We start from the raw sequence: 26,444 nt of genomic DNA on the forward strand, positions 1-26,444 counted from the left end.
CACTGCAAACAGATCAGGTGCCGCATCGTCCCTGACTCTTTGCGCTATCATCGACCCTGTAACGGGAGAGACTCATCGTGCAACTGCAACGCGAACACAATCCAGCCATGAATGCCATCACCGCTTACGGTGAGGACTATGTGGCAATCAACTTTCAAAACCACGATCATTCCATCTTCTTTAGCCCTGAAGGTCCTGTGCAGGACCTGGCCATTCAAAGCGCAACCGAGCTGACAGCCCCGTTGCTGCGCCGGATTGCCGGACTGGAATCGGTCAAGCAAGACCCCATGGCCTTTCTGGACGACGCCCCGCCGGCGCGCCCTGACAACGCCCCCGAATTGATCTTGATTGGGACTGGCCAGCGCCAACACTTTCTGCACCCGGCTGTCACGCAGGAAATGCTGCAGTGGGGCATAGGTGTGGAAATCATGGATACCCAGGCCGCCGCCAGAACCTACAATATCCTCATGTCCGAAGGCCGCAAAGTTGTCGCCGCCTTACTCATACAGGAAAAAGCATGACAGCCCTACAAATTGGTGCCCCCATCCCCGACTTTTCCGTGCCCTCCACCCAGGGCGAGTTCAGCGCCGCTGACCTGAAAGGAAAAATGACAGTGTTGTACTTTTACCCCAAAGACAACACGCCGGGCTGCACCACCGAGTCCCAGAATTTCCGCGATGCCCTGCCCGAATTTCAGGCTGCAGGCGCACAAATCATTGGCGTTTCGCGCGACTCGCTCAGTTCGCACGAACGTTTTATCGACAATCAAGCCCTGACTTTCCCTTTGCTTGCCGACACCGAAGAGCGCTTGTGCGAACTGTTTGGGGTCATGAAAATGAAAAACATGTACGGTAAACAGGTACGTGGCATCGAGCGCAGCACCTTTTTGATCGACGCCCAAGGTGTGTTGATTCAAGAATGGCGTGGCATCAAAGTGCCCGGCCACGTCCAAGCTGTATTACAGGCTGTTCAGCAAGCCGCCTGAAACCTTACCGTGCCGACTTGCAGGTCGGCACACAACCAGGAGTACGTGTTATATGCCGCTACCAACGTTGCCCACCAAGCTGGGAACCCTGCTTAGCGAAAAAGATGACAGTGTCATCCTTGCCGATCCACCCGTACCACTAGACGAACCCGACACTCCCCCCGCCAGCCCCAAAGCCGCCCCCAGTAAAGCGGCTGCTACGCCACGCTCCAAAAAGCCTGCGCCCGTCAAAACGGCGCCCGCGGCCCCCGCAGCAGCGCCTGCGCCCGCCAGTGTGGCCAAAGCAGCTCCCAGCAAAAGCGCTGCCGCCAGCCCTGCCCAGGCTCCCAAGCCTGTCGCCGGCGCAGCCAGCAAACGCACCCGTCTGGCCCCCACCCAGCGCAAATTGTTTGTGCTGGATACCAACGTCTTGCTGCACGACTCCAATTCGCTGTTCAAGTTTGAAGAGCACGACATCTTCCTGCCCATGATGGTGCTGGAAGAACTGGATCACCAGAAAAAGGGCCTGTCCGAAGTGGCCCGCAATGCGCGTCAGGTCAGCCGCTCCCTGGAAGGGCTGGTGGGCGATCATGGTCTGGACAAGCCCATCAATCTGGATGGCATCGGCAATACCGAAGCGCGTGGCGCCGTCACCTTCCAGACCAGCGCTCTGGATACCACCCTGCCTATCCAGCTGCCGCTGGGCAAGGCGGACAACGCCATTTTGGCCGTGGTCAATGCCCTGACCCAGAGCATGCCCAAACGCGAAGTGGTGCTGGTGTCCAAAGACATCAATATGCGTCTGAAGGCCAAGGCACTGGGCCTGCTGGCCGAAGACTACCGCCACGATCACGTTCTGGATGACTCCGACCTGCTGTATGACGGTGTCATGCCCTTGCCGGACAATTTCTGGACCAAGCACGGCAAGAACATGGAGTCCTGGCAACAGGGTGGCACCACCTTCTACCGTATCAGCGGACCGCTGTGCAGCCAGTTCATGGTCAACCAGTTCGTATTTACCGAAGGCGACGATCCCTTGTATGCCCAGGTACGCGAAACCGCTGGCAATACCGCCGTACTGGCCACCTTGCGCGACTACAGTCACGGCAAGAACAACGTCTGGGGCATTACGGCTCGCAACCGCGAACAGAACTTTGCCCTGAACCTGTTGATGAACCCGGATTTTGATTTCGTCTCCCTGCTGGGCCATGCCGGTACCGGTAAAACGCTGCTGGCCCTGGCCAGTGCGTTGACCCAAACCCTGGAGACCAAGCGCTACAACGAGATCATCATCACCCGTGCCACCGTGCCTGTAGGAGATGACATTGGCTTCCTGCCCGGTACCGAGGAAGAGAAAATGCAGCCCTGGATGGGTGCGCTGGAAGACAACCTGGAAGTGCTGCATCTAGGCACCGGCAAGTCCTCCAGCAACCTGAACAACCCACAAGGCGCCGAGGCTCCGCGCAACTCCACCATGGAACTGGTGCGCTCCAAGATCAAGGTCAAATCCCTGAGCTTCATGCGCGGTCGTACCTTCATGAACAAGTTCCTGATCATCGACGAGGCGCAGAACCTGACGCCCAAGCAGATGAAAACACTGGTGACGCGCGCCGGTCCAGGAACTAAAATTGTCTGCTTGGGCAATATTGCCCAGATCGACACGCCCTACCTGACCGAGGGCAGTTCGGGGCTGACCTACGTAGTAGACCGATTCAAAGGCTGGCCGCATGCAGGCCACATTACCTTGCAACGTGGTGAGCGCTCCCGTCTGGCCGATTACGCCAGCGACGCACTCTAAACCGAATCGCTACTCACTCAAACCGGGTCCTGGACCCGGTTTTTTTTTACCGCCAGGCTGCATCAAGGCCAACAAGCACAGCAAAGACGCAGCGTGGAGGATTTTTAATGACTGTTATGAAACGTACCGCACAGCCCATCGGGCTTACCATGGGCGATGCCGCTGGCATAGGCCCGGAAATTATTGCCCGCCTGATTGTTGAAGGCCTGCCCCACCCCGCCGTAGTCTATGGCGATGCGGGTGCGCTGCGCCGTGCCCTGACACTGATTGGCGCCGACCAGGACTGGCACGTCGAGGAGGTGGAGCAGCCTGTTTGCACACCCAAGGGGCTCATTGCCGTCCTGAATCGCTGGCAAGCCCTGCCCGACGGTCTGCCCTATGGCGAAGTTAACGCTCAGGCCGGACGCGGCGCCTACGAATATCTGTGCCACGCTATTGATGATGCCCAAGCCGGTCTGATCCGTGCCATCGTCACCGCCCCACTGAACAAGCTGGCCATGCAAAAAGGCGGTATCGATGCCCCTGGCCACACCGAGATTCTGGCCGAGCGCAGCCACACCGAGCACTACGCCATGATGCTGGCTAACGAACACTTGCGCTCCATTCTGGTCACCATTCATGAGCCGCTGGCCCGTGTCCCTTCCCTGATTACTACAGAACGCGTCTTGCAAACCATCCGGCTGGCACAGTTGGCCTGCACCCAGGCCGGGATCGCCAAGCCCCGTGTGGCTGTGGCAGGCTTGAACCCCCATGCCGGTGAGGGTGGCAAATTCGGCTCTGAGGATATTGAGCAGATCACACCGGCTATTGAACAAGCCTGCGCCGAAGGCATCCAGGCCAGCGGCCCCTGGCCCGGCGACACGATCTTCATGCGGGCTCGTCAGGGAGAGTTCGATATTGTGGTGGCCCAGTACCATGACCAGGGGCTGATTCCCATCAAGCTGCTGGGTCTGGACGAAGGCGTGAACGTGACGGTAGGTCTGCCCTTTATTCGCACCAGTGTCGACCACGGCACCGCGTACGACATTGCCGGACAGGGTAAGGCCGACGCCTCCTCCCTGGGCTATGCCTACCGTATGGCTCTTTCCATGAGCGCGCATCAAGCATGATCAAGCGCTTACCGATTGACCCGTTTTTGCTGAAGCTGTTTGCCACTGTTGCTCTTGCCAGCCTGCTGCCCGCTCAAGGTTGGGGCGTGCCTCTGTTCCAACACATCACGCAGATCGCGATTGCCCTGCTGTTCTTTCTGCATGGTGCCCGCCTGTCTCGTGAGGCTATCTGGGGCGGCTTGTCCCACTGGCGTTTGCACCTGTTGATTCTGTCCGTCACCTTTGTGCTCTTCCCTATTCTGGGCAGTGGCGTGGCGGCTGTGCTGCGTCCCTGGCTAACCGACAATCTGTACCTGGGAATTCTGTTTCTGGCTTGCCTGCCCAGCACCGTGCAATCTGCGGTGGCGCTGACCGCAATGGCTAGAGGGAATGTGCCGGTGTCGATTTGCAGCGCCTCGGCCTCCACCTTGCTGGGGGTGTTCATCACTCCCCTTCTGGTCGGCATCATGCTGGCAGGTGCCACCAGCGCCCAGGCCACCGTGTCGCTGGAGGCGGTGGGAAAGATCATGCTGCAGCTATTTTTCCCCTTTGTCTTCGGGCATATGCTGCGTCCCCTGATCGGCGCCTGGGTCATGAAGCGCCAGCAACTGCTGAAAGTCGTGGATCAAGGCTCGATTCTGCTAGTGGTGTATACGGCTTTTTCAGGCGCGGTGGTGGGCGGTCTGTGGTCCTCCACCCCATTGAGTGCCTTGGGACTGATTGTGCTGTCCAACGCCGTTCTGCTGACCTTGGCGCAAGTGCTGGCCTGGAACCTGGGGCGCTGGCTGGGCTTTTCCTTTGAGGACCGTGTCAGCCTGCTGATGTGCGGCTCCAATAAAAGCCTGAGCAGCGGCATCCCGATTGCCAATGTCATTTTCCCTAGTGCCATGGTCGGGCCTATCATCTTGCCGATCATGTTGTTTCACCAGTGGCAGCTACTGGTATGTGCATGGCTGGCGAAAAGACTGGCGGCTCGAAGTGAAAACTAAGAGGACGGCGAACCACCTTGCCTGACTACCCATACACGCTGAACGATGAATAAAAAAGAGGCATACCAAGGTATGCCTCTTTTTTGTCCTGACATCTGGCAAACGGCCTCACAAGCCCGCGCACTGAAGCAGCCACTGTGCTTTTTAATTGGGCATGTAATCCAGAAAGCGCGTGCTGGCTCCGGCGAAGGTCAAGCGAACCGAACCAATAGGACCGTTACGCTGTTTACCAATAATAATTTCAGCCGTGCCTTTATCGGGCGAGTCCGGGTTGTAGACCTCGTCACGGTAAATAAACAAGATCAAGTCAGCATCCTGCTCAATAGCGCCGGATTCGCGCAAGTCACTCATTACAGGACGTTTGTTGGGGCGTTGCTCCAGGCTTCGGTTCAACTGCGACAAAGCAATCAAGGGACAATTCAATTCTTTGGCCAGACCTTTCAAGGAACGACTGATTTCAGAAATTTCCGTTGCCCGGTTCTCGCCACCGCTTGAGGACATCAGCTGCAAGTAGTCGATGATGATCAAGCCCAGTTGGCCACACTGTCGCGCCAGACGTCGAGCTCGTGCCCGCACTTCCATGGACGACAGGCCGGGCGTTTCATCAATGTAAATCTGGGCCTCCTGCACCTGCTGCACGGCATGTGTCAGACGTGGCCAATCGTCGGCTGTCAGCTTGCCGGTACGCATACGGTGCTGGTCCAGCAAACCGACCGAACCGACCATACGCATGGCCAACTGCACCGCGCCCATTTCCATGGAGAACACGGCAACGGGCAAACCCTGGGCAATCGCAACGTGCTCACCAATATTCATGGAGAACGAAGTTTTACCCATGGAAGGACGACCCGCCACAATCACCAGGTCGCCTGGCTGCAAGCCTGACGTCATCTTGTCCAGGTCAATAAAGCCAGTTGGGACCCCGGTTACTTCCGAATCGCCTTCGCGGTGATACAGCTCGTCAATACGTTCCACCACCTGGCTTAGCAGGGGCTGGATTTCCAGAAAGCCCTGCGAACCACGCGCCCCTTCCTGGGCAATCTGAAACACACGGGTTTCCGCCTCGTCCAGAATCTGCCGGGCCTCCTTGCCCTGCGGATTGAAGGCGGCCGAGGAAATATCATCAGCAACGGTGACCAGCTTGCGCAGGGTGGAACGTTCGCGAACGATCTCGGCGTAGCGACGAATATTGGCCGCCGATGGCGTGTTGTGAGCCAGCGCATTCAAATAGGCCAGCCCACCCACCTCTTCCTGCTTGCCTGCAACCGACAAGGACTCAAAGACCGTGACGACGTCGGCAGGACGGGCCAGACCAATCAAGCGGGTAATGTGTTGCCAGATCAGCTTGTGATCAAAACGATAAAAATCCTCGTCGGTGACAATATCGGCCACCCGGTCAAACGCGGCATTATCTAGCAACAAGCCACCGAGCACCGACTGCTCCGCCTCAATGGAATGAGGCGGGACCCTGAGGTAGTCCAGCGTTGAATCGGATTTGGCTGACTTGCTTTCCATGCATATACCTTCAAATCAAGGAAAAAAATCGACGCCGCAGCCAACAGAATGTGTTGTGCGGGCTTGAACAGTATGTGTATCTGGGGTCAGAACAGTCAGGCTCAACAGCGTGCTGGGCTGACAGGACCGAATGCGGCAATACAGTCACGCCGCAGGCGTGCTGGCTCTCTTCAAACAGAATGAAGAGAAAACAAAAAAGCCGGCTTGCACCGGCTTTTTTGAGCTTGGCAGATACACTCCATGAAAGAATGTACCATGCGTCAACGCGCTAGGCTTAGGCTACGTCGCCTTGAACCACAACGTTGATTTCAGCGATCACGTCAGGGTGCAGAACAACCTGAACGGGGTACTCGCCAATGGCTTTCAGGTGACCGTCTGGCAGACGAACCTGAGTCTTGACCAGGTCGGCAAAGCCGGCATTTTGCAATGCATTGGCGATGTCCATGGTGGTCACGGAACCAAACAAACGACCGTCCACGCCGGCTTTTTGAACCAGGGTGAAAGCTTGGCCGTTCAACTTTTCGTTCTGAGCCTGAGCAGCGGCCAGCTTTTCAGCTTGCAGCTTTTCCAGTTCGGCACGGCGTGCTTCGAACTCTTGCAGAGCGGCAGCCGTAGCACGGCGAGCAACTTTGCGTGGCAGCAGGAAATTACGGGCGTAACCATCACGTACGCGCACAACGTCACCCAGATTACCCAGGTTGGCGACTTTTTCGAGCAAAATAACTTGCATGACTAAGGTTCCTCTGGATTATTTGTGGTTGTCGGTGTACGGCAACAGAGCCAGGAAACGAGCGCGCTTGACAGCGGTGTCCAGCTGACGCTGGTAGTGAGCTTTGGTGCCCGTCAAACGTGCAGGGATGATCTTGCCATTTTCCTGGATGAAATCACGCAGGGTGTCCAGATCTTTGTAATCAATTTCTTCAACGCCAGCGACGGTGAAGCGGCAGAATTTGCGGCGCTTGAACAGTGGGTTCTGTTGTGCAAATTTGCGTTTTTTGTCTTTGCCTCTACGGAAAGCCATTTTGTGCCTCGTTAGTAACCGGGCTATACCCGGAAGAATTCAGTGTGAAGCGAGGTGTTGAACACTTCGCGACGATCGAGCCAGACCAGTCAAACCGTAACAGAGCCTTGTCCCGGAAAGTGACGCTGATATTGCTGTACATGCAGCACCAGACGCGTCGAACCTTTACGGGCTGGGGCAATAAAACCTTGTAGCTGCAAACGGGCTCCCAAAGGAGTGTCTGCCAGACCCAGTGCATTATTTCCCAAAGCCACTACCTGCATCGTCAAAGCGATTTGCCGGGAGTGACCGGCTTCCATTACGGAAGATTCGTGTTCCAGGACCAATTCCAGAGCTGGGACACCAGCCGGCGTATAACGCAAGGGCTTGATGTCGACAAGCTGACCGGCAAGAGAGAACTGGTTCACGTAGTCGGAGCTATTACTCTTCAGCTTGAGCTTCGGCTTCAGCAGCTGCAGGAGCGCTGGCTTCAGTACTTGCTTTACGTGCTTCTTCGCGTTCGACGGACTTCATCATGACCGAAGCGCCTTCAGGGGCTTTCTTCGTGCCAGCGACGAGGTAACGCAAGATAGCGTCGTTGTAGCGGAAGGAATGCTCCAGCTCGTCCAGGGTGGACTGACCGCATTCGATGTTCAGGCACACGTAGTGAGCCTTGACCAGTTTCTGGATTGGGTAAGCCAGTTGACGGCGGCCCCAGTCTTCCAGACGATGAATAGCACCGCCTTCGGAAGTAACAATCGCCGAATAGCGCTCGATCATGGCGGGCACTTGCTCGCTTTGATCGGGATGCACAATGAACACTACTTCGTAGTGACGCATGGAACAACTCCTTGTGGATATCGCCTACTACCCGCTGTAAAACCAGTCAGGCACCAAGCGCGACAGCCCGCCCATTCAATCCGGGTCGAGCAAGAAACCATAGATACTAGCACCAAGAAAGGCTGGCTGACAAGCCAAAAGCCTTAGCCCTGCACGCTTGCGTAGGCAGAGTGATTATGAATCGACTCAAAATTCTCGGCTTCGATGCTATAACGCAACACTCCGGGCAAGCTGCGCACGCTGACGGCTACATCACGCACCAGATCTTCGACGAATTTGGGATTGTCGTACGCGTATTCGGTAACGTACTTTTCGTCAGTGCGCTTGAGCAAGCCCCACAGCTGGCAGGACGCCTGCTCTTCAACCGATTTGATCAGCGTAGGCAAGTCCAGCGCAGCCGGATCTGCAAACACGGCCTGCACGGTAACGTGCGAGCGCTGATTATGGGCACCGTACTCTGAAATTGCCTTGGAGCACGGGCACAGGCTGGTAACCGGAACCAGCACGGACAACTCAAATTCGGGCTGGGCATCCACACCAACACGTGCTGTCCAGCTGACGGTGTAATCCATCAGGCTGGCCACACCGGATACGGGTGCCACTTTTTCCAGGAAAACGGGGAAGGTGGCTGTCATGTCGCCACGCCCGGCATTGAGCAAAGGCAACATGGCCTGGGCCATCTGCACAAAACCGGCGGGCGTCATGGCTTGACGGCGGTACTCTTCCAGCAAAGCCACAAAGCGCGACATATGGGTGCCTTTTTCTTCGGGCGGCAAGGCCACCGTCAACTCCCATTGCGCCACGGTGGGCACGGCCTGCCCTTGCAGGTCCAGCATCATCGGATGCCGCACCCCGCGCACACCCACGCGCTGAATCGCAACACGGCGTGTATCCGTGCTGCTTTGCACATCTGGCATGGCCAAAGGCGATTCCGACACTGTATTCATATCCATCAGGTTCAGCTACGACAGAGCCGCAACCGTAAATAAAAACAATAATGAATTATTATCTTACGCTTATCGCACGCGAGGTTCGATAACCTTAATAAGAACGCGCATATTGGGGTATTTAAACCCTAAACTGTGCAGAAATTGCCTCACGCCTCAAGCAAACTTGAGAAACGTTCACGAATGGAGCGCTCAATGCCTGCGGCATCCAGGCCCAGATCCTGAGCAATTTTCTTCTGATCGCCGTGATCGATGAACTCGTCGGGGTAGCCCAGTTGCAATACCGGCATCACCAGCGCTTCACGGCTGACAAACTCCAGCACCGCGCTGCCTGCGCCCCCCATCAAACAGCCCTCTTCCACGGTCACAAATGCCTGATGGCTTTGTGCCAGCTCTTGCAGCAAGGCTTCGTCCATAGGTTTTACAAAACGCATGTCTACCACGGTAGCGTCCAGAACCTCGGCTGCTTTCAGCGCCTCGTGCAACACGGGACCAAAAGCCAGAATGGCCAGGCTCTTGCCCTGACGGCGCAGATTGGCCTTGCCCAGCGGCACGGTATGGAGCTCCTGATCCACTTCAGCACCGATACCCGCTCCGCGCGGATAGCGCACCGAGCTGGGCCCTGGGTGCTGATAACAACAGGTCAGCAGCAAGCGGGTTTCGTTTTCGTCCGACGGCGTGGCCACCACCATGTTCGGAATGCAGCGCAGAAAGGCGATGTCGTAATTACCGGCATGCGTTGCCCCGTCTGCGCCCACAATACCGGCGCGATCCAGCGCAAAAGTGACATCCAGATTCTGCAAGGCCACATCGTGAATCAGTTGATCGTAGCCGCGCTGCAAAAAGGTAGAGTAAATCGCCACAACCGGCTTTTGCCCCTCACAGGCCAAACCACCGGCAAAGGTCACGGCGTGCTGTTCGGCGATACCCACATCGAAATAACGACGAGGGAATTGTTGCTCGAACTCCACCATGCCACTGCCTTCACGCATGGCGGGGGTAATACCGTACAGACGCTGATCCTGCTTGGCCATATCGCACAGCCACTGACCGAAGATCTGCGTGAACGTAGGGCGTGGCTTGGTCGTAGGCGTCACCAAACCCACAGAAGGGTCGAATTTGCCTGGACCGTGGTAGAGCACCGGATCGGCTTCAGCCAGCTTGTAGCCCTGCCCTTTACGGGTCACCACATGCAGGAACTGCAAACCACCCAGATCACGCAGATTGCTCAAGGTAGAGACCAGCGCATCCAGATCGTGGCCATCAATCGGGCCTACGTAGTTAAAACCCAGCTCTTCAAACAGTGTGGCCGGAGACAGAATCCCCTTGGCGTGGCCTTCAAACTTGCGCGCCAGTTCCAGCACAGGCGGGACATGCTGCAAGACAGTACGGCCTACATTTTTGGCAGCGGCGTAGAACCGGCCCGACATCAGGCGAGCCAGATAATGATTCAAGGCCCCTACAGGCGGCGAGATTGACATGTCGTTGTCGTTCAGCACCACCAGCACATTCACATCCGGAGTGACACCGGCATTGTTCAGGGCCTCAAACGCCATACCGGCCGTCATCGCGCCATCACCGATCACGGCAATGTGCTGACGCTCGATCCCGGCATTGCGCGAGGCCACGGCCATGCCCAATACGGCAGAAATTGAAGTCGAGGAATGCGCGGTGCCAAAGTCGTCATACTCGGACTCGGAACGCTTGGGAAAACCGGAGATGCCATCTTGCTGACGCAAACCACTCATCTGATCGCGGCGGCCAGTCAGAATTTTGTGCGGATAGGACTGGTGACCCACATCCCACACGATACGATCGTGGGGAGTCTCGAACACATAGTGCAAGGCAGTGGTCAATTCAACCGTGCCCAGATTGGACGACAAATGCCCACCGGTTTTGGATACGGATTGCAGAACAAACTCGCGCAGTTGTCGTGCCAGCTCGGGAAGATCACGTTGATCAAGCTGGCGCAAGTCGGCGGGAGACTGGATCTGCTCTAGGGAAACGGTTGTCATACTAAAGACGTCTATCCGGGCAAATAAGTGAAACGACTGTCTAAAAACAATCGCCAATCGGCTATTGTAAAACGCTTCGCGGCCTGTGCCAAAGTAGCACAGGCCCGCGTCGCTTAATGATTGCGACCCACGATGTAATCAGCCAGTTGCGTCAGACGTGCCGCAGCAGGTCCCAAAGGACGCAAGGCCAACTGGGCCTGCTCATTCAGAGCACCGAGCAACTCGCGCGATCCGTCCATACCCAGGATGGAGACATAGGTGGGCTTGTTATCGGCGGCATCTTTGCCCGCCGTCTTGCCCAGCGTGGCGGTGTCAGCCGTCACATCCAGAATATCGTCCACGACCTGGAAGGCCAGACCGACTGCCTGGGCGTACTCTTCCAAACCATTACGCACGGTAGAGGAAGCACCCGCCACAATACCACCCAGCAAAACGCTGGCTTGCAACATGGCGCCAGTTTTCATGCTGTGCATCTCTTGCAACTGATCACGGTCCAGGGCAATGCCCACGCTGGCGCAATCAATAGCCTGACCACCGGCCATACCGGCACTGCCGGCGGCCTGCGCCAACTGGGTAATGGCTTGCACAATCAGCGCAGGGGCAATCGGCATTTGTGCCAACAACTCAAAGGCCAAGGGTTGCAAGGCATCGCCAGCCAGCATGGCGCACGCTTCATCAAACTGAACATGGGTGGTTGGGCGACCACGACGCAATTTGTCGTCATCCATGCACGGCAAGTCGTCGTGAACCAGCGAGTAGGCGTGGATCAATTCCACCGCCGCCGCTGCCAACTCCAATGCTTTCAATTGGGCAGCGGCCATGGGCTTGCCTTGCAAGGCAGCCTCACCGGCGGCATACACCAAGGCAGCGCGCACGCGCTTGCCACCACCCAGCACGGAGTAGCGCATGGCTTCGTGCAAACGAGCAGGTTCCTGGCTGACAGGGGGCAGCAATTGTTCCAGTACGGTCTCAGTCTGCTCAACCCGCGCCTGCAGCCAATCAGAAAAACTGGTAGAACTCATCTTAACTATCTCCAACAGCTTCATCCCCGGACAAGGGGCGCAGCAGATTGCCTTGCAATACGCTGACTTGTTCTTGTGCAAGGTCCAGCTTGCGCTGACACAATTGGGCTAACTCCACGCCCTGCTCGTAAGCCTGCAAAGCCTGCTCCAGCGGCAATGCCCCGCTTTCCATGCGAGCGACCAGCGCTTCCAGTTGTGCCAGAGCGGACTCGAAATCCTGCTGGGCTGGCGCCTGGGCGCTTTGATTATCATCGCGAGATTTAACCATAACTATTCCTGATCAATGAGGGCCGTCAGGACTGGCTGAGACCCAATTGGAAGTGGCATTGTACGGGAGGCGGCGGCTTGCTGCCCTTCCCAAGGAGTACTTTCTACTTTGGGACCGCTCCACAGCAAAAAAGCCGCTCCGGAGCGGCTTTCTCAGCACCAGAAACTCAGGGCATTGAACTAGCTGCGCGCAACAGGTCGGCTGGCGTCACTCACCCATTCACTCCAGGAGCCGGGATAAATGCTGGAGCCAGACAAACCGGCCAACTCCATGGCAAAAAGATTGTGACAAGCTGTAATACCGGAACCACACTGGTGCACAACCATCTCTGCCGAAAGCGCTCCCAGCAAGTCCTGAAACTCCTGGCGCAGCTGATCGGCCGGTTTGAAACGCCCCTGTTCACCCAGATTATTCAGATGCGACCGATTAAGCGCATCGGGGATATGACCTGCGACCGGGTCCATCGGTTCCACGTCACCGCGATATCGCTCGGCAGCACGTGCGTCCAATACGGTAAAGATAGGTTTGGACAGGTTTTTCAGTACCTGCTCAGTCTGCACAGTAGGCATGGCAGCCTGCTCAGGCACACTCAATTTAGCAGCTGCTGGCACAGGCTTGGCCGGGCCGCTTTCTTCGGCTCCGCCCAACTGCTGCCAGGCCTGCCAGCCCCCATCCAGAATGGCGACTTGAGGATGCCCCAACCAGCGCAGCATCCACCACATATGGCTGGCGAATAAAGAGCCTTGGGCGTCGTAGACCACGACCTGCATACCATCACGCAAGCCGTTTTTCTGCAAAAGCTGCGCCAGCTCCTGACGGCTGGGCAAAGGATGACGGCCATTCAGACCCGTCTTGGGTGCAGCCAGATCCAGCTCGTGATCCAGAAACACGGCACCCGGAATATGCCCCTGTTCGTAAGCGCGTCGTCCTGCCTGATGGTCGGCCAAATCATGGCGTACATCCAGAATCAGCCACTCCGAATTATTCAGATTGGCCTGGACCTGCTCTGCGCTAATCAGAAATTCAAACACGTTCTGCCTCCTTGACGGGAGCCTGCTCCGCTGTCGCGGCCTGACCTCGCAAGATACGATCCTCGCTGTAGGTACGCCAGGCCGACAACAGACCAGACCCAATAATCAATGCCATACCTGCCCAGGCTAACCAGTCAGGCACATCACCCCAGAAAGCAATGCCAATCAGGGCGGCGAAAATAATGGTGGTGTATTGCAGGGCTGCGGTCAACAAGGCCGAGCCCAAGCCAAAAGCACGCGTCATGGTCAATTGCCCGAACAAGCCGGACAGGCCCACGCCCAGCAAGGCCAGCCACGCGCGCCAGCTCAGCTCGCGCCAGCCTTCCCACAAAAGTCCAACCAGGCTGGAACAGACGACAAAACAGGAGAACAGCAGCACGGTGCGCCATTCCGGCTCGCCAGAGCGCCCCAGGGCACGTACCTGCATCATGGCCACCGCGCTCAAGGCGCCGGCACACAGGCCCAGCATGGCGGCCCACCATTGGTCTGGCGTAATGCTGGGGCGCAGGACACCGATCACGCCCATAAAGCCCAGCAACACGGCAATCAGACGCACAGGGTCACGCTGGGTGCCACCCCAGGCAAGCATCCAGAAAGCAATAAACAAGGGAGCGGTGTAGTTCAGGCTGACCGCGGTGGACAAGGGCAGATTAGCCAGAGCCAGAAAGCCCAGCCACATGGAACTGACCCCGGAGACATTACGCCGGACATGCAGTTTCCAGCTTTGAGGAGCCAGCCTCAAACCACGGCTTTTAGCCCAGAACACCAGAAGAAGAACCGAGGGCACACCCCGGAACAAAACAATTTGCGCCATCGACGCCCCGGCATCGGCGGACACTTTGACACAGGCCCCCATAATGGCAAACATGGCGCAGGCTACCAGCATCCATAATGACTGCATGTGATCAAACCAGATTCAGTAATAAGGGAAAGCCATTACTATACTCCCCACCTTGTAAAAGTGGACCGGTAACCCCATATCCAGACCACTTACGCAACAGCAAGAACCTCGGCGCAAGAAACTATCTTGCCCGGAAGCTGACTAAAAGCTGAATATTTTATTTTCACGCCTGGAATCAAGGCTAAAATTCGCGCAGATCGTGTTCTCACGATCACGATTTTTTCTGTTACACCGGAATCCGCATTCATGAAACGAATTGTCCTTTTCTTAATCACCAACCTGGCCGTCATGCTGGTGCTCAGCGCCTCCATGAATATTTTGGGTGTGGGACGTTACCTGAACGCGCAAGGTCTGGACCTGACTCAATTGCTGATCTTCTCGGCTTTGGTCGGTTTTACCGGCGCCATTATCTCCTTGCTGATGAGCAAATGGATGGCCAAGCAAAGCGTGAACGCCCGTGTCATTGACCCTAATGCCCCCGCCAATGCCGAAGAGGCCTGGCTGGTCGATACCGTGCACCAACTGGCCGACCGTGCCGGTATTGGCCGCCCCGAAGTGGCCATTTACGAAGGCGAGCCCAATGCCTTTGCCACCGGCGCTTTCAAGAATGATGCTCTGGTCGCCGTGTCCACGGGCTTGCTGCGAGGCATGACCGAAGAAGAAGTCATGGCGGTGCTCGGCCACGAAGTTGCCCACATTGCCAATGGCGACATGGTCACCCTGACCCTGATCCAAGGCGTGGTGAACACCTTTGTGATCTTTCTGGCCCGTCTGGCCGGCTACTTTGTTGACCGCGTGCTACTGCGCAATGATCGCGACGTGGGCATGGGTTACTACGCCTCGGTCTTTGTGTTTGAGCTGATTTTTGGCGTGCTGGCCTCCATCATCGTGGCCTGGTTCTCGCGTCAGCGTGAATACCGTGCTGATGCCGGTTCCGCTCAGTTGCTGGGTTCGCGTCAGCCCATGATTCACGCGCTGGCCCGCCTGGGCGGCATGGCTCCTGGCGAACTGCCCAAGAACTTTGAAGCCTCCGGTATTTCGGGTGGTCGTTCGATCAGTGCTATCTTCGCCTCCCACCCTCCTATCGCTGCACGTATTCAGGCTTTGCAAAGCGCTCAATCAGTCTAAGATCCCAGGCGGCCTGAACGGCACAGCCAAATAAAATGCCCCAAAAGCACACAGGCTTTTGGGGCATTTTTTATGCCTTGGCGCAAAGTTAGCGTATTGGCTGCCGAACAATCATCTTGTGCCGACTCGACGACGCTTTGCTCCAATCACTCAGATAGATCTCGTGATACACGCCCAAAGGCTCCAGCCCTTCCTGCGGCAGGAACTTCGTATAGAGCTGCGACAACAAAGCTGACAGATCGGCTGGGGAGCCCACATGCATCACCTGCACGCACTTGCCCTCCGTCACGGCTTCCCACCTGGGAGCTGGAGCGTTCCCCAACTGAGCACGCATCTGGGCCACCGCGCCTTCCAGACCCGCCTTATCGGTCCATACAGGCAAGGTCACTTGTACACGCCACTGCCAGTTTTCCCGCCGCCCTGCTTCCACATCTTTCGGATCCGCAGCCCAGTACAGAACTTCGACCGGCGCTTCCATAAAGTCACGCCCCATGCGTTGGCGTGCCTCTCGACGGATAGGCTCAATAGCAAGCTGCAAGGTCTTGATAGCCGCCCCCACCGCAACAGGCTCGGGAGCACCTTTGCCATCCAGAATGGCAAACGGCAAAGTGGGCACATCCAGCACCCGAAAATGGTGCTGCAAAGGCGCATACAACATCTTCAGGGCTGGGATATCCTGGCTTAAATCGATCATGTTTTCGTAAGCCATAAAAAGGTCTCACCTAACTCCAAACCTAATCAGCAAAGTGATATTCCAAAATATCGTCACCGAACTCATCACGCTGGCCGCTTTCGGTCCAGCCTAAATGACGATAGAAACCATAGGAGCGCACCTGAGGATCACTATTACAAGCCAGGAACAGGCGCGTAAAACCACGCCCCTGCAAGTCCTGCATCATCTGTGTCAGCAAACGACGGCCCAGACCCAGGCTTTCATAGTCGGGCAACAGCGCCAACACCATGATCTCGCCGCTCTCGCTATCACCGAAGCAATAGCCAGCCATCTGCCCATCGACCACGGCCACATAGCCGGGGCAACTACCATCCTCAATACCTGCGGCCCAGCTTTCGGCGGTAACTCCCAAGGCGGCCAGATCCTCTTCAGAAAAAGCATTTTCACGAGTCAGTCCCCGGATACGCAGGCATTCGCGGGCGTCATCAGGCACTGCAGCGCGCAAGACTATCTTGCTCATTCACTACTCCAATATAAAAAGGGCAATGACGGCAAATCATCACGTCATCGACCATACAAAAGACTTAAGGGGTGTCAGTGTTGAGTTGGCTCAACCACTGGGCAATGTCGCCCACGACCTGGGGCATGGCCGAGCTGCCATCGGCCTGCGTCATGACGTGATCCAGATCGGGATAGCTGCGCCACACAACATGCGGGTTATCCACCTGTGCCACCATCTGGGCAGCGGCTTTCGGCGAGACCGAGGTATCGCGCCCGGACTGAATCACCAGAGTGGGGATAGCAATCCGTCGCAGCACCTCAGCCTGATCCAGATTCAGCATCTGCTGCCACCAATCGCGTCCATGTCCGCTCATCCGAGTATCCAGGCCGGCCCTGGCCTGCCTCAAAAATTCGCCCAAGCCATCAAGCATGGTTTGCTTGTCGGCAGCCGGCATCTCTTGGATTGAGGCGCTATAGAGCACATCATCCTGGAACCAGCGCCCGCCGCCATTAAAACTGATGGCCGCATCCAGATGCGAAGTCTGGGCCGCCAGCAAATGAACAATCACCGCTCCCTCGCTGCCACCCAAGGCAAAAAGCTTGTCATAGCGGGTCTGACTTTGCAGCTGTTTTAAAACCGCATCCAGATCAGCCACACGCTGTTGGGGCTGGTCGCGCTGAATATAGTCTGTCGGGCAGTCGCTACGCTCGGGATCGTCGCTATCAGGCAGCGCGGCCGTCAGCGCATATTTTTCCACCGCCAGCACCTGGGCTTGTGGACGAGCCTTGGCCAGAGTTTCCCAAACAACTTTCTTGTGCGCCACGCTATTGCAATCCGAGCCTTGCACAATCAGAAGCAGCTCCTGCACACCTTCTTGAGGGGCGATGGCAGGCTGGACGTAATAATGAATGGTGCTGCCATCTGCACGCGCCAATTCATGTAGCTGCGTTTGAGCATAAGCCTGGCTGCCCAAGTCCCCAGAGATAGCAAGGCCCGCCAGGCGGGCCAGAGAAATTGAATAATCCATGCCGCACTGTGGCACAGAATGATGAAGATTTGATGGAGAAAAATGGCGGACTCGCCGCCATGAAAAGGGACCAGCCAGCAAAGAGCTGACCTGACCGGGGGAGACATCAAGCCATCACACCCTTTGCTGGCTGGTGTCCCGCCGCCGGTCGCCATTTGCCCAAAAAGACGACCGGACTGGCAAGACTCAAGGCTTCATGGGATTGGTCTTTTCTGGATTGATTTGATAGCGCTGCAAAGCATCGCTGACCAGCGAGCGTGGCACCGAACCTTCGTCGGCCAAGGCCTTCAAGGCCGAGACCACGATAAAGTGCCGGTCCACTTCAAAGAACTCGCGCAGCGAGGCCCGTGTGTCGGAACGCCCAAAGCCGTCCGTACCCAAAACCAGCAAACGACGCTCCGGCAAAAAGGGCCGGATCTGCTCGCCCACAATCTTCATATAATCCGTGGCAACCACAATCGGGCCTGCATGCCCTTCCAGGCAAGACTGCACATAAGGGATACGCGGCTCGCTTTCCGGGTGCAAGGTGTTCCAGCGCTCCGTATCCAGGCCATCACGACGCAGTTGGTTCAGGCTGGGCGCACTCCACACATCGCTGGCCACACCAAAGTCCTCTTGCAGCAATTGTGCGGCAGCCAGCACCTCCATCAAGATAGAGCCACTGCCCATCAACTGCACACGCGGGGCCTTGGCTTTTTGCTGCGGTCCCGCCTGCAAGAGATACAGCCCTTTGATAATGCCCTGCTCCACCCCTTCCGGCATCTCGGGATGCGGGTAGTTTTCATTGAGCACGGTAATGTAATAGAACACGTCCTCCTGATCCTGATACATGCGACGAATACCATCCTGCATGATCACGGCCAGCTCATAGGAGAAGGTGGGGTCGTAAGAGCGGCAGCTAGGCACCACGCTGGAGAGCACATGGCTATGACCATCATCGTGCTGCAAACCTTCGCCCATCAAGGTGGTGCGACCCGACGTTGCACCAAACAAGAAGCCTCGTGTCCGTGCATCCGCCGCAGCCCAGATAAAGTCCCCTACTCGCTGAAAACCGAACATGGAGTAGAAGATAAAGAGCGGAATCGTGGGCACACCGTGATTGCTGTAGGCCGTGCCTGCTGCAATCCAGGAGGAGATTGCCCCAGACTCATTCAGGCCTTCCTGCAAGATCTGCCCGTCCTTGGCTTCTTTGTAATAGCTCAGCTGGCCAGCATCCTGTGGCGTGTACAACTGCCCCAAGTACGAGTGAATACCAATCTGGCGGAACAGACCTTCCATACCAAAGGTGCGCGACTCATCCGGCACGATGGGCACAATCAATTTGCCCAGTACCGGGTCTTTCAACAAGGTGCTCAAAATACGTACAAAGGCCATGGTCGTGGACAGGCCACGCTCGCCCGTGCCCTTCAACTGGGCCGCAAAGCTGTCCAGCGTGGGCACCGTCAAGGCCGGAACAGAGGTTCTTCGCGATGGCACAAAGCCACCCAAGGCAGCACGACACTGCTGCAAGTACACCGCTTCCGGGCTGCCTGGCTCGGGGCGCAGATAAGGCAGCTCTTCCAGTTGTTCATCCGTAACGGGTAGCTGGAAACGATCCCGGAAGGCACGCACGGCATCCGCGCTCATTTTCTTGAGCTGGTGATTGATGTTCTGGCCTTCACCAGCCTCGCCCATACCAAAACCCTTCACGGTTTTCACCAGAATTGCGGTCGGCCCGCCATGGCTGTTACGTGCGGCTTGGGCATACGCGGCGTAGACCTTGTCGGGATCGTGACCACCACGGGCCAGGGCCCAGATGTCGTCGTCCGACAAATCTGCTACCAGTTCCAGCAACTCGGGATATTTGCCAAAGAAATGCTCACGTACATAAGCGCCACTTTGGGACTTGAAGGTCTGATAATCCCCGTCCACGCATTCCATCATGCGTTTGCGCAGCAAGCCGGTTTTATCTTTGGCCAGCAAATCGTCCCAGCCTGCGCCCCAAATTACCTTGATGACATTCCAGCCTGCCGCACGGAAGTTCGCTTCCAGTTCCTGAATAACTTTGCTATTGCCACGCACAGGGCCGTCCAGACGTTGCAAATTGCAGTTGACCACGAAGATCAGGTTATCCAGCTTCTCACGCCCACCCACGGCAATGGCGGACAGGGACTCGGCCTGATCCATTTCCCCATCCCCCAGGAACGCCCAGACCTTGCGACCATCCATAGGCTTCAAACCACGGAAATCCAGATAGCGCATATAGCGTGCCTGATAGGCAGCCATCAAAGGCCCCAGGCCCATGGACACCGTGGGAAATTGCCAGAACTCGGGCATCAGGCGTGGATGCGGGTAAGACGACAAGCCACGACGCCCCGCCTCACGACGGAAGTTGTCCATCTGTTCATCATCCAGACGCCCTTCCACATAAGCACGGCCATAAATACCGGGGGCGGAGTGACCCTGTATATAGACCAGGTCACCATCAAAGCTTTCTGTGCGGCCCCGAAAAAAATGGTCAAAGCCCACGTCGTACAGAACGGCCGCGGACTGATAAGTAGCAATGTGTCCGCCCACATTGGAGTGCCGACCGGCACGCAGCACCATGACCATGGCGTTCCAGCGCACATAGGCATTGAGCTTGCGCTCCAGTTCCTTGTCACCGGGATACGGGGTTTGCTGATGCACCGGAATGGTATTCACATACGAGGTGGTCACGCGTGTGTACAGGTCACCGTGATGACGCGCATCGAAATCCAGCAATTGATCAATCAGATAGTGGGCACGGGGGCGTCCTACTGCCGCCGTGACCGATTCCAGGGCATCCAGCCACTCGGTCGTCTCTTGCGGGTCCACATCCGCGATCTGCAAAGCGTGATTCATAACAATCTCCAGGTGGATAGGCCGGATCCGCCACGCGACGTCCTCACGGCCTGAACAAGACGCAGGGCAGGACAAACCCTCACCCATACGATTGCAATTGCAACTACTTTATGAACGCATCTTATCCGCGTATAATTGCATTTGCAACTAAAAAATAAATTCCTGGGGGAAAGAACGATGAGTCGCTCCGACACTGATCTGTGGTTTTCCTTTGTGCGCGCGCACCGCAGCATCCTGAAAGAAATCGAACGCAGACTGGCTGCCGAAAAGTTGCCACCCTATGCCTGGTACGACGTGTTGTGGGGACTGGAAAGCGGGCCGGAGGGAACCCGACGCATGCATGAACTGGCCGATCGACTGGTCATAGAACGCTATAACCTGACGCGACTGATCGACCGGCTGGAAGCCCAGGGGCTGGTCCAGCGCAGTCGCTCCTCGGAAGATGGTCGGGCCGCCTTTGCCAGCATCACGGATGAAGGCCGGGCCTTGCGCAAACAGATGTGGCAGATCTACCAAAGCGCTGTGCAGGAACTGTTTCTGTCGGCCTTTTCCGATCAGGAACAAACGCAGTTTGCACACGGGCTGGATCAGGCTGCCCGACAAGCGCGGCAATCCTCCAACACCTAGATGTGTCTAACTGATACCTGAGGCTCACGCTTGTAAGAGGCACTGGGCTATTATTTAGCAATGAAAGAAATCTTCGCACTTCTCGATTTCGGGGGTTATATCGCCTTGCTCCTGTGGGGTATCCACATGGTGCAAAGCGGTGTGCAACGCGCCTTCGGTGCCGAACTGGGCATCTGGATGGGTCATGCCCTGGGGCGTCCCCGCCGTGCTTTTGTTGCCGGAGCGGCCATTACGGCCGCCATCCAAAGCAGTACCGCCACCGGGCTGATGATTACCAGCTTTGCCGCCACCGGCATGGTCGCCCTGGTTCCGGCCCTGGCCGCCATGCTAGGCGCCAATGTGGGTACGACGCTGATCGTGCAACTGCTGTCCTTCAAAATGACCGCGCTGGCCCCGGCCCTGATTCTTCTGGGAGTCTGGCTGTTCCGCTCGCAGGAGCCTGGACGCCGTCGTGACCTGGGTCGCGTCTTTATTGGTCTGGGCCTCTTGCTGCTGTCCCTGCATGAACTGGTGGGCTTGTTCTCCCCCATTCAGGACGCCCCCCTGCTGCAAACCATTCTGGAAGCGCTGGCAGGCAGTCCCATGACGGGCATGCTGCTGGCCGCTCTGCTGACCTGGGCCGCACACTCCAGTGTGGCCATTGTGGTGCTGATCATCTCGCTGGCCAGTCACCAGCATATGGACCCGCAACTGACCTACGCATTGGTGCTGGGTGCCAATGTGGGTACCGCTATCAACCCGATTCTGGAAGGGGCTGGCGGCTCCAAGGACCCAGCCAACAAACGTCTGCCCATCGGCAACTTGGGCACACGTGTGTTTGGTTGTCTGGTCGGCATGATTTTGCTGCCCTGGATTCCGGATTTGATGAGCTGGTTCACCAATGACCCAGCTCGTGCTGTGGCCAACTTCCATACCTTCTTCAACCTGGCCGTGGCAGCCTTGTTCCTGCCTTTACTCAAACCCTATTCGCGTCTGCTGAGCCGTTATCTGCCCCGCCGCACCGACCCGGATGATCCCGGCCTGCCCTTGTATCTGGACCAGTCCGCTCAGGAAGTGCCTGCCGTGGCCTTGGGCAATGCAGCGCGTGAGGCGTTGCGTCTGTCCGATATGTTGCAGGAAATCCTGGATACGGCCCGTCAGAACATGCTGAACAATAGCGCCCAAAGCATTAACCATGCGCGCTATATCAGTAATGCCGTCAACCGTCTGGAGCCGCTGATCACCACCTATCTGGCCAGTATGGACCAGGAAAACCTCAGCAAGAAAGATACCCGTCGTCTGAACGATATTCTGACGTTCTCCACCAATATCTCGCACGCCGCCACGATCAGCGTCAATGGCTTGCTCAGCCACACGGCCAAGCTGCGTAAACAAGGCTGGATACTGCAATCGGAAGAACAGGCCGAAATCGGCAAAGTCATGGACAGGCTGATTCGCAACCAGCGTCAGGCAGCAGCCCTGTTTGTGGCCGAAGATGTAAAAACCGCCCGCTTCCTGGCCTTTGAAAAAGACTTCTTCCGCGAACTGGAAGTAGCGGCGGGAGATCGTCATATTCGCAAGATCAAGGCCGGTCAGCTGGACTCCGCCGAGCAGGGCTCCTTGTACCTGGAGATTTTGCGCGACGTGCGTACCATCAACTCCTATCTGGTCAGCGCCGCCGCCTATCCAATTCTGGCCAAGCACGACGAGTTGCTGCCCAACCGAGTACGCTCCAACGAGGAATAAACAGACTGCAGCCAGGCGGTGAAAACAAGCCGCTCTGCTACTTAAAAAAAAGGCGACCATCAGGTCGCCTTTTCCTTTAGCTTGCCAGGAAGCCTTAGTGAGCCTGTTCCCAGTTATCACCCACGCCGACTTCAGCCACCAGCGGCACATCCAGCTTGGCTACATTGCACATCAGGCCCGGCAGGTTTTCACGCAGGACATCCAGCTCGTCTTCGGGTACATCGAATACCAGCTCGTCATGTACCTGCATCACCATCTGCGTGCGCAGCCCTTTTTCTTCCAGCCAGCGCTGCACAGCCACCATGGCCATCTTGATCAGGTCGGCCGACGTGCCCTGCATCGGCGCGTTAATGGCGGCACGCTCTGCACCGGCCATGCGTGGCCCTTTCGCGCCCTTCAGTTCAGGTAGCCACAGACGGCGACCAAACACGGTTTCCACATAACCCTGCTCATGCGCCTGCGCCTTGATGCGCGTCATGTAGCTGGCCACGCCAGGATAGCGGGCGAAGTAGCGATCAATATAGGCACGGGCTGCATCACGAGTAATGCCCAGATTGCTGGCCAGACCAAATTCGCCCATGCCGTAGATCAGACCAAAGTTGATCGCCTTGGCCGCACGACGCTGGTCCGAGCTGACGTCCTTGGCATCCACACCGAAGATCTCGGCAGCGGTTGCCGTGTGCACGTCCCCACCCTGCTCAAACACCTGCTGCAGATTCTCGTCGCCCGATACATGGGCCATGACACGCAATTCGATCTGGGAATAGTCAGCCGACACCACTTTGCCCAGTTCAGACACGAAAGCGGCGCGAACACGGCGGCCTTCTGCGGTACGCACTGGAATGTTCTGCAAGTTGGGATCGGAGGAAGCCAGACGTCCGGTAATGACGGCAGCCTGTGCGTAACGAGTATGCACACGGCCACTGTCCGGGTTCACCATTTTGGGCAGTTTGTCCGTATAGGTGGACTTGAGCTTGGCCAGGCCACGATATTCCAGCAGTACCTGGGGCAAGGGGTAATCCTGAGCCAAACGGGTCAGCACATCCTCATCGGTAGAGGGGGCACCGCTGGCGGTTTTACGAACCACCGGAATACCCAGCTTGCCGAACAGAATCTCGCCCACTTGCTTGGGGGAGTTCATATTAAAAGGTTGGTCGGCCAGCTCGTAAGCCTTGTTTTCCAGTTCCAGCATTTTCTGGCCCAGCTCGTGGCTTTGGCGCGCCAGAGTAGGCACATCAATCTTGACGCCATTGCGCTCCACAATGGTCAGCACGTCCGACGCCTGCACTTCCAGCAAATAGATACGCTCCAGCCCCTCTTCCTTGGCTACTTGAGGGCGCAGGCACTGATGCAGACGCAAGGTGTAATCCGCGTCTTCACAAGCGTATTGCGAGGCCACGGGAATATCCACCTCGTCAAAGCCGATCTGCTTGGCCCCCTTGCCGCAAATATCCTCGTAAGACGCGCCTTTCAGACCCAACCATTGCAAGGCCAGCTCTTCCATGCCGACACGCTTGTGCGATTGCAGAACATAAGCCTGCAACATGGTGTCCTCGCGAATACCGCGCAGGCTGACTTTTTCATTCAGCAGGACATGGGTATCGTATTTGGCGTTATGCAGGACCTTGGCCGCCTCTGCGCTTTCCAACCAGGGGCGCAGCGTTTCCAAGACATAGTCTTTATCCAACTGTTCTACATCCAGCGAGCCACGATGAGCCACCGGCACATAAAAAGCCTGCCCCGCCTTGACCGACACCGACAAGCCCACCAGACGCGCCATCAAGGGGTCCAGGGAGGTGGTTTCGGTATCCAAGGCCACCAGCTCGGCCTTTTCCAGCAGGCCTAGCAGGGTCTGTAATTGTTCTTTCGTCGTGACGGTCTGGTAATCCAGCTCGGCAGGCGCAGCAGGTGTTTCAGCCTCGACACGGGCATCCTGGGCGGGAACGCGCTTGGGATCATCTGTCAATTCACGCAACCAGGTGCGGAAACCGAAGGTCTCGTAGATATCCTGCAACACGGCGTTATCACGGGGCTCTGGCTCCAGCGCCTCGAAATCCCCGGTAAACCCAGGCACTTCGCAATCAAGTTTGACGGTGACCAGTTTGCGCGTCATTTCAAAGTTGGAGCTGAAGTCGCGCAGATTCTGGCCGGCCACCCCCTTGATTTTGTCGGCATGCTGCAACAGTTCATCCAGACTGCCATATTCGCCCAACCACTTGGCAGCCGTCTTGGGCCCCACCTTGGGAACGCCGGGAATATTGTCCGAGGTGTCGCCAATCAACATCAAATAATCGATAATCTGATCTGGGCGTACCCCATACTTGCTGGTAACGCCTTCTACATCCAGCTTCTCGTTACTCATGGTGTTGACCAGCTGCACATGCTCATTGACCAGCTGGGCCAGGTCCTTGTCCCCGGTAGACACCACGGTCTCGATGCCATTTTCTGCCGCCAGACGGGAAAGCGTGCCAATGATATCGTCGGCCTCTACGCCAGGCTGACAAATCAGATGCCAGCCCATGGCGCGTACCGCTTTATGAATAGGCTCTATTTGCACCGCCATATCTTCGGGCATGGAGGGCCGGTTAGCCTTGTATTGATCGTACAGATCGTCCCGGAATGTGCGGCCTTTGGCATCAAATACGCATACCATATAGTCCGCTTGATAATCCTGTAGCAGACGGCGCAGCATATTGATGACCCCGTACAAGGCGCCTGTGGGCTGGCCTTGCGCGTTTCGCAGATCGGGCATCGCATGGTACGCTCGGTACAGATAGCTGGAACCATCAACGAGCAACAAGGTTTTTTTCATGTCTAACAATAAAATCGTCCGTTTACCGGCCTCTGAGCAGATTCCTACCATCATGAAGGAGCTGCAAACTGCGGTCGATACATTAAAAGAAATGGGTGCTGGCGTTAGTGTTTTCGGCAGCGCACGCATCAAACCCGGTCATCCTTACTACGAACTGGCCCAGGAACTGGGCCGTCGTCTGGCCGAAGCGGGCGTCACCCTGATTGCTGGCGGTGGCCCTGGCCTGATGGAAGCCGCCAATAAAGGCGCGTACGAAGCAGGCGGGCAAAGTATTGGCCTGAATATACGCTTGCCTCACGAAACCACCAACAACCCTTACCAGACACAAAGTCTGCAGTTCGAGTACTTCTACTCGCGCAAGGCCACCTTTTTCATGCACAGCTGGGCCTACATTGCCCTGCCTGGCGGTTTCGGTACCCTGGACGAGCTGTTTGAAGTCATGACCCTGGTTCAAACAGGCAAAGTCCCACCCGCACCCATTGTACTGATCGGCACTTCCTTTTGGTCCGGCCTGATCGAATGGATTGGTGACCAATTGATGGAGATGGGCCTGATTGGTCCGAAAGACCTGAATTTGCTGGTCCTGACCGACGATCTGGACGAGGTCATGGGCTACATCAACCAGTGCTGCGTACTGCCTAGGGCGGAACCCGCATTGCCCCAGTAAGGCGTACGGGTTAAATTTGCAGTCTTTCTTCGGCCCTCCATCA

At 56.8% G+C, this 26,444-nt stretch carries 26 protein-coding genes; 9 read left to right on the forward strand and 17 right to left on the reverse strand.

Translation table 11 applies throughout. The features are described 5' to 3' along the window. Positions 1 to 77 precede the first annotated feature (77 nt). The 5 genes from ACFPDR_RS09605 to ACFPDR_RS09625 all read left to right on the forward strand — a co-directional run bounded on the left by ACFPDR_RS09605 (position 78) and on the right by ACFPDR_RS09625 (position 4,839). Entirely contained in the window at positions 78 to 521 is a 444-nt protein-coding gene (locus ACFPDR_RS09605) for an Mth938-like domain-containing protein (RefSeq protein ID WP_009457563.1), read from the forward strand. Continuing rightward, positions 518 to 985, forward strand: coding sequence for a peroxiredoxin (locus tag ACFPDR_RS09610; RefSeq protein WP_376911069.1), 468 nt, complete (start codon positions 518 to 520; stop codon positions 983 to 985). The genes ACFPDR_RS09605 and ACFPDR_RS09610 overlap by 4 nt, the downstream gene beginning before the upstream one ends. Before the next feature lie 52 nt (positions 986 to 1,037). After that, entirely contained in the window at positions 1,038 to 2,762 is a 1,725-nt protein-coding gene (locus ACFPDR_RS09615) for a PhoH family protein (RefSeq protein WP_035270746.1), read from the forward strand. Positions 2,763 to 2,878: 116 nt separating this feature from the next. Further along, positions 2,879 to 3,871 (forward strand): 4-hydroxythreonine-4-phosphate dehydrogenase PdxA, encoded by a 993-nt coding sequence (gene pdxA, locus ACFPDR_RS09620; protein WP_251196137.1) that lies wholly within the window; start codon positions 2,879 to 2,881, stop codon positions 3,869 to 3,871. After that, the gene (locus ACFPDR_RS09625) at positions 3,868 to 4,839 is read left to right on the forward strand and encodes a bile acid:sodium symporter family protein (protein ID WP_088450771.1); all 972 of its coding nucleotides are present in this window, start codon (positions 3,868 to 3,870) and stop codon (positions 4,837 to 4,839) included. The genes pdxA and ACFPDR_RS09625 overlap by 4 nt, the downstream gene beginning before the upstream one ends. Positions 4,840 to 4,983: 144 nt before the next feature. On the opposite strand, the gene ACFPDR_RS09630 is transcribed toward ACFPDR_RS09625, so the two are convergent. The 12 genes from ACFPDR_RS09630 to ACFPDR_RS09685 all read right to left on the reverse strand — a co-directional run bounded on the left by ACFPDR_RS09630 (position 4,984) and on the right by ACFPDR_RS09685 (position 14,626). After that, positions 4,984 to 6,354, reverse strand: a complete 1,371-nt coding sequence (locus tag ACFPDR_RS09630) for a replicative DNA helicase (RefSeq protein ID WP_009457570.1) — start codon at positions 6,352 to 6,354, stop codon at positions 4,984 to 4,986. A gap of 274 nt (positions 6,355 to 6,628) precedes the next feature. Further along, complete coding sequence (gene rplI, locus ACFPDR_RS09635; protein ID WP_009457571.1) at positions 6,629 to 7,084, reverse strand: 50S ribosomal protein L9; 456 nt, start codon at positions 7,082 to 7,084, stop codon at positions 6,629 to 6,631. A gap of 18 nt (positions 7,085 to 7,102) precedes the next feature. Continuing rightward, positions 7,103 to 7,375, reverse strand: a complete 273-nt coding sequence (gene rpsR, locus ACFPDR_RS09640; RefSeq protein WP_003802444.1) for a 30S ribosomal protein S18 — start codon at positions 7,373 to 7,375, stop codon at positions 7,103 to 7,105. Positions 7,376 to 7,464: 89 nt separating this feature from the next. Continuing rightward, positions 7,465 to 7,782 carry a primosomal replication protein N gene (priB, locus tag ACFPDR_RS09645; protein ID WP_009457572.1) on the reverse strand — a complete coding sequence of 106 codons (318 nt, stop codon included), beginning with the start codon at positions 7,780 to 7,782 and terminating at the stop codon, positions 7,465 to 7,467. A gap of 13 nt (positions 7,783 to 7,795) precedes the next feature. Further along, positions 7,796 to 8,194, reverse strand: a complete 399-nt coding sequence (gene rpsF, locus ACFPDR_RS09650) for a 30S ribosomal protein S6 (RefSeq protein ID WP_026484337.1) — start codon at positions 8,192 to 8,194, stop codon at positions 7,796 to 7,798. A gap of 143 nt (positions 8,195 to 8,337) precedes the next feature. Continuing rightward, on the reverse strand, positions 8,338 to 9,141 hold the full coding sequence (folE2, locus tag ACFPDR_RS09655; protein ID WP_026484336.1) for a GTP cyclohydrolase FolE2: 804 nt from the start codon (positions 9,139 to 9,141) through the stop codon (positions 8,338 to 8,340). A 149-nt stretch (positions 9,142 to 9,290) separates the two neighbouring features. Next, complete coding sequence (dxs, locus tag ACFPDR_RS09660; protein ID WP_376911070.1) at positions 9,291 to 11,156, reverse strand: 1-deoxy-D-xylulose-5-phosphate synthase; 1,866 nt, start codon at positions 11,154 to 11,156, stop codon at positions 9,291 to 9,293. Between the two features lie 113 nt (positions 11,157 to 11,269). After that, positions 11,270 to 12,178 (reverse strand): polyprenyl synthetase family protein, encoded by a 909-nt coding sequence (locus ACFPDR_RS09665; protein WP_022983568.1) that lies wholly within the window; start codon positions 12,176 to 12,178, stop codon positions 11,270 to 11,272. A 1-nt stretch (position 12,179) separates the two neighbouring features. Further along, a complete protein-coding gene (locus ACFPDR_RS09670) occupies positions 12,180 to 12,446 on the reverse strand; it encodes an exodeoxyribonuclease VII small subunit (RefSeq protein WP_003802451.1) in 267 nt (88 codons plus the stop codon). Between the two features lie 179 nt (positions 12,447 to 12,625). Then, positions 12,626 to 13,477 carry a sulfurtransferase gene (locus ACFPDR_RS09675; RefSeq protein WP_376911071.1) on the reverse strand — a complete coding sequence of 284 codons (852 nt, stop codon included), beginning with the start codon at positions 13,475 to 13,477 and terminating at the stop codon, positions 12,626 to 12,628. Next, positions 13,470 to 14,378, reverse strand: coding sequence for a DMT family transporter (locus ACFPDR_RS09680; RefSeq protein WP_080655545.1), 909 nt, complete (start codon positions 14,376 to 14,378; stop codon positions 13,470 to 13,472). Before ACFPDR_RS09680 ends, ACFPDR_RS09675 begins: the two co-directional genes overlap by 8 nt. Positions 14,379 to 14,467: 89 nt before the next feature. Beyond that, positions 14,468 to 14,626, reverse strand: a complete 159-nt coding sequence (locus ACFPDR_RS09685) for a hypothetical protein (RefSeq protein WP_155624324.1) — start codon at positions 14,624 to 14,626, stop codon at positions 14,468 to 14,470. Here ACFPDR_RS09685 and htpX point away from each other — a divergent pair. Beyond that, positions 14,625 to 15,506 carry a protease HtpX gene (gene htpX / locus ACFPDR_RS09690; RefSeq protein ID WP_009457574.1) on the forward strand — a complete coding sequence of 294 codons (882 nt, stop codon included), beginning with the start codon at positions 14,625 to 14,627 and terminating at the stop codon, positions 15,504 to 15,506. The two genes, ACFPDR_RS09685 and htpX, sit on opposite strands and share 2 nt — an antisense overlap. Positions 15,507 to 15,594: 88 nt before the next feature. Here the strand turns inward: htpX and ACFPDR_RS09695 are convergent, their stop codons facing one another. From ACFPDR_RS09695 to aceE, 4 genes are all read right to left on the reverse strand, one after another. Continuing rightward, on the reverse strand, positions 15,595 to 16,215 hold the full coding sequence (locus ACFPDR_RS09695; protein WP_035270757.1) for a GyrI-like domain-containing protein: 621 nt from the start codon (positions 16,213 to 16,215) through the stop codon (positions 15,595 to 15,597). Positions 16,216 to 16,240: 25 nt separating this feature from the next. After that, positions 16,241 to 16,699, reverse strand: a complete 459-nt coding sequence (locus ACFPDR_RS09700) for a GNAT family N-acetyltransferase (protein ID WP_376911072.1) — start codon at positions 16,697 to 16,699, stop codon at positions 16,241 to 16,243. A gap of 64 nt (positions 16,700 to 16,763) precedes the next feature. Then, positions 16,764 to 17,708, reverse strand: a complete 945-nt coding sequence (locus ACFPDR_RS09705) for an alpha/beta hydrolase (protein ID WP_376911073.1) — start codon at positions 17,706 to 17,708, stop codon at positions 16,764 to 16,766. A 186-nt stretch (positions 17,709 to 17,894) separates the two neighbouring features. Continuing rightward, on the reverse strand, positions 17,895 to 20,570 hold the full coding sequence (gene aceE / locus ACFPDR_RS09710; RefSeq protein WP_376911074.1) for a pyruvate dehydrogenase (acetyl-transferring), homodimeric type: 2,676 nt from the start codon (positions 20,568 to 20,570) through the stop codon (positions 17,895 to 17,897). A gap of 177 nt (positions 20,571 to 20,747) precedes the next feature. Between aceE and ACFPDR_RS09715 the strand changes: the two genes are divergently transcribed. Together ACFPDR_RS09715 and ACFPDR_RS09720 are read left to right on the forward strand one after the other, a co-directional pair. Next, the gene (locus ACFPDR_RS09715; protein WP_035270761.1) at positions 20,748 to 21,197 is read left to right on the forward strand and encodes a MarR family winged helix-turn-helix transcriptional regulator; all 450 of its coding nucleotides are present in this window, start codon (positions 20,748 to 20,750) and stop codon (positions 21,195 to 21,197) included. A 60-nt stretch (positions 21,198 to 21,257) separates the two neighbouring features. Beyond that, positions 21,258 to 22,922 carry a Na/Pi cotransporter family protein gene (locus tag ACFPDR_RS09720; RefSeq protein ID WP_035270762.1) on the forward strand — a complete coding sequence of 555 codons (1,665 nt, stop codon included), beginning with the start codon at positions 21,258 to 21,260 and terminating at the stop codon, positions 22,920 to 22,922. Between the two features lie 94 nt (positions 22,923 to 23,016). On the opposite strand, the gene polA is transcribed toward ACFPDR_RS09720, so the two are convergent. Further along, positions 23,017 to 25,734: a DNA polymerase I gene (polA, locus tag ACFPDR_RS09725; RefSeq protein WP_035270763.1), complete on the reverse strand. Its 2,718-nt coding sequence runs from the start codon at positions 25,732 to 25,734 to the stop codon at positions 23,017 to 23,019. On the opposite strand from polA, the gene ACFPDR_RS09730 reads away from it, so the two are divergent. Then, a complete protein-coding gene (locus ACFPDR_RS09730) occupies positions 25,733 to 26,401 on the forward strand; it encodes a TIGR00730 family Rossman fold protein (protein ID WP_009457591.1) in 669 nt (222 codons plus the stop codon). The genes polA and ACFPDR_RS09730 overlap by 2 nt on opposite strands. Positions 26,402 to 26,444 lie beyond the last annotated feature (43 nt).

Source organism: Alcaligenes sp. GCM10023179 (assembly GCF_042653705.1).
Classification (GTDB): Bacteria; Pseudomonadota; Gammaproteobacteria; order Burkholderiales; family Burkholderiaceae_B; genus Alcaligenes; species Alcaligenes phenolicus.

Coding starts and splice junctions, on each gene's coding strand:
- ACFPDR_RS09610 (WP_376911069.1), top strand. CDS start 518: ATGACAGCCCTACAAATTGGTGCCCCCATCCCCGACTTTTCCGTGCCC.
- ACFPDR_RS09615 (WP_035270746.1), top strand. CDS start 1,038: ATGCCGCTACCAACGTTGCCCACCAAGCTGGGAACCCTGCTTAGCGAA.
- pdxA (WP_251196137.1), top strand. CDS start 2,879: ATGAAACGTACCGCACAGCCCATCGGGCTTACCATGGGCGATGCCGCT.
- ACFPDR_RS09625 (WP_088450771.1), top strand. CDS start 3,868: ATGATCAAGCGCTTACCGATTGACCCGTTTTTGCTGAAGCTGTTTGCC.
- ACFPDR_RS09630 (WP_009457570.1), bottom strand. CDS start 6,354: ATGGAAAGCAAGTCAGCCAAATCCGATTCAACGCTGGACTACCTCAGG.
- rplI (WP_009457571.1), bottom strand. CDS start 7,084: ATGCAAGTTATTTTGCTCGAAAAAGTCGCCAACCTGGGTAATCTGGGT.
- rpsR (WP_003802444.1), bottom strand. CDS start 7,375: ATGGCTTTCCGTAGAGGCAAAGACAAAAAACGCAAATTTGCACAACAG.
- rpsF (WP_026484337.1), bottom strand. CDS start 8,194: ATGCGTCACTACGAAGTAGTGTTCATTGTGCATCCCGATCAAAGCGAG.
- folE2 (WP_026484336.1), bottom strand. CDS start 9,141: ATGAATACAGTGTCGGAATCGCCTTTGGCCATGCCAGATGTGCAAAGC.
- dxs (WP_376911070.1), bottom strand. CDS start 11,156: ATGACAACCGTTTCCCTAGAGCAGATCCAGTCTCCCGCCGACTTGCGC.
- ACFPDR_RS09665 (WP_022983568.1), bottom strand. CDS start 12,178: ATGAGTTCTACCAGTTTTTCTGATTGGCTGCAGGCGCGGGTTGAGCAG.
- ACFPDR_RS09670 (WP_003802451.1), bottom strand. CDS start 12,446: ATGGTTAAATCTCGCGATGATAATCAAAGCGCCCAGGCGCCAGCCCAG.
- ACFPDR_RS09680 (WP_080655545.1), bottom strand. CDS start 14,378: ATGCAGTCATTATGGATGCTGGTAGCCTGCGCCATGTTTGCCATTATG.
- htpX (WP_009457574.1), top strand. CDS start 14,625: ATGAAACGAATTGTCCTTTTCTTAATCACCAACCTGGCCGTCATGCTG.
- ACFPDR_RS09685 (WP_155624324.1), bottom strand. CDS start 14,626: ATGAATGCGGATTCCGGTGTAACAGAAAAAATCGTGATCGTGAGAACA.
- ACFPDR_RS09695 (WP_035270757.1), bottom strand. CDS start 16,215: ATGGCTTACGAAAACATGATCGATTTAAGCCAGGATATCCCAGCCCTG.
- ACFPDR_RS09700 (WP_376911072.1), bottom strand. CDS start 16,699: ATGAGCAAGATAGTCTTGCGCGCTGCAGTGCCTGATGACGCCCGCGAA.
- ACFPDR_RS09705 (WP_376911073.1), bottom strand. CDS start 17,708: ATGGATTATTCAATTTCTCTGGCCCGCCTGGCGGGCCTTGCTATCTCT.
- aceE (WP_376911074.1), bottom strand. CDS start 20,570: ATGAATCACGCTTTGCAGATCGCGGATGTGGACCCGCAAGAGACGACC.
- ACFPDR_RS09715 (WP_035270761.1), top strand. CDS start 20,748: ATGAGTCGCTCCGACACTGATCTGTGGTTTTCCTTTGTGCGCGCGCAC.
- ACFPDR_RS09720 (WP_035270762.1), top strand. CDS start 21,258: ATGAAAGAAATCTTCGCACTTCTCGATTTCGGGGGTTATATCGCCTTG.
- ACFPDR_RS09730 (WP_009457591.1), top strand. CDS start 25,733: ATGTCTAACAATAAAATCGTCCGTTTACCGGCCTCTGAGCAGATTCCT.
- polA (WP_035270763.1), bottom strand. CDS start 25,734: ATGAAAAAAACCTTGTTGCTCGTTGATGGTTCCAGCTATCTGTACCGA.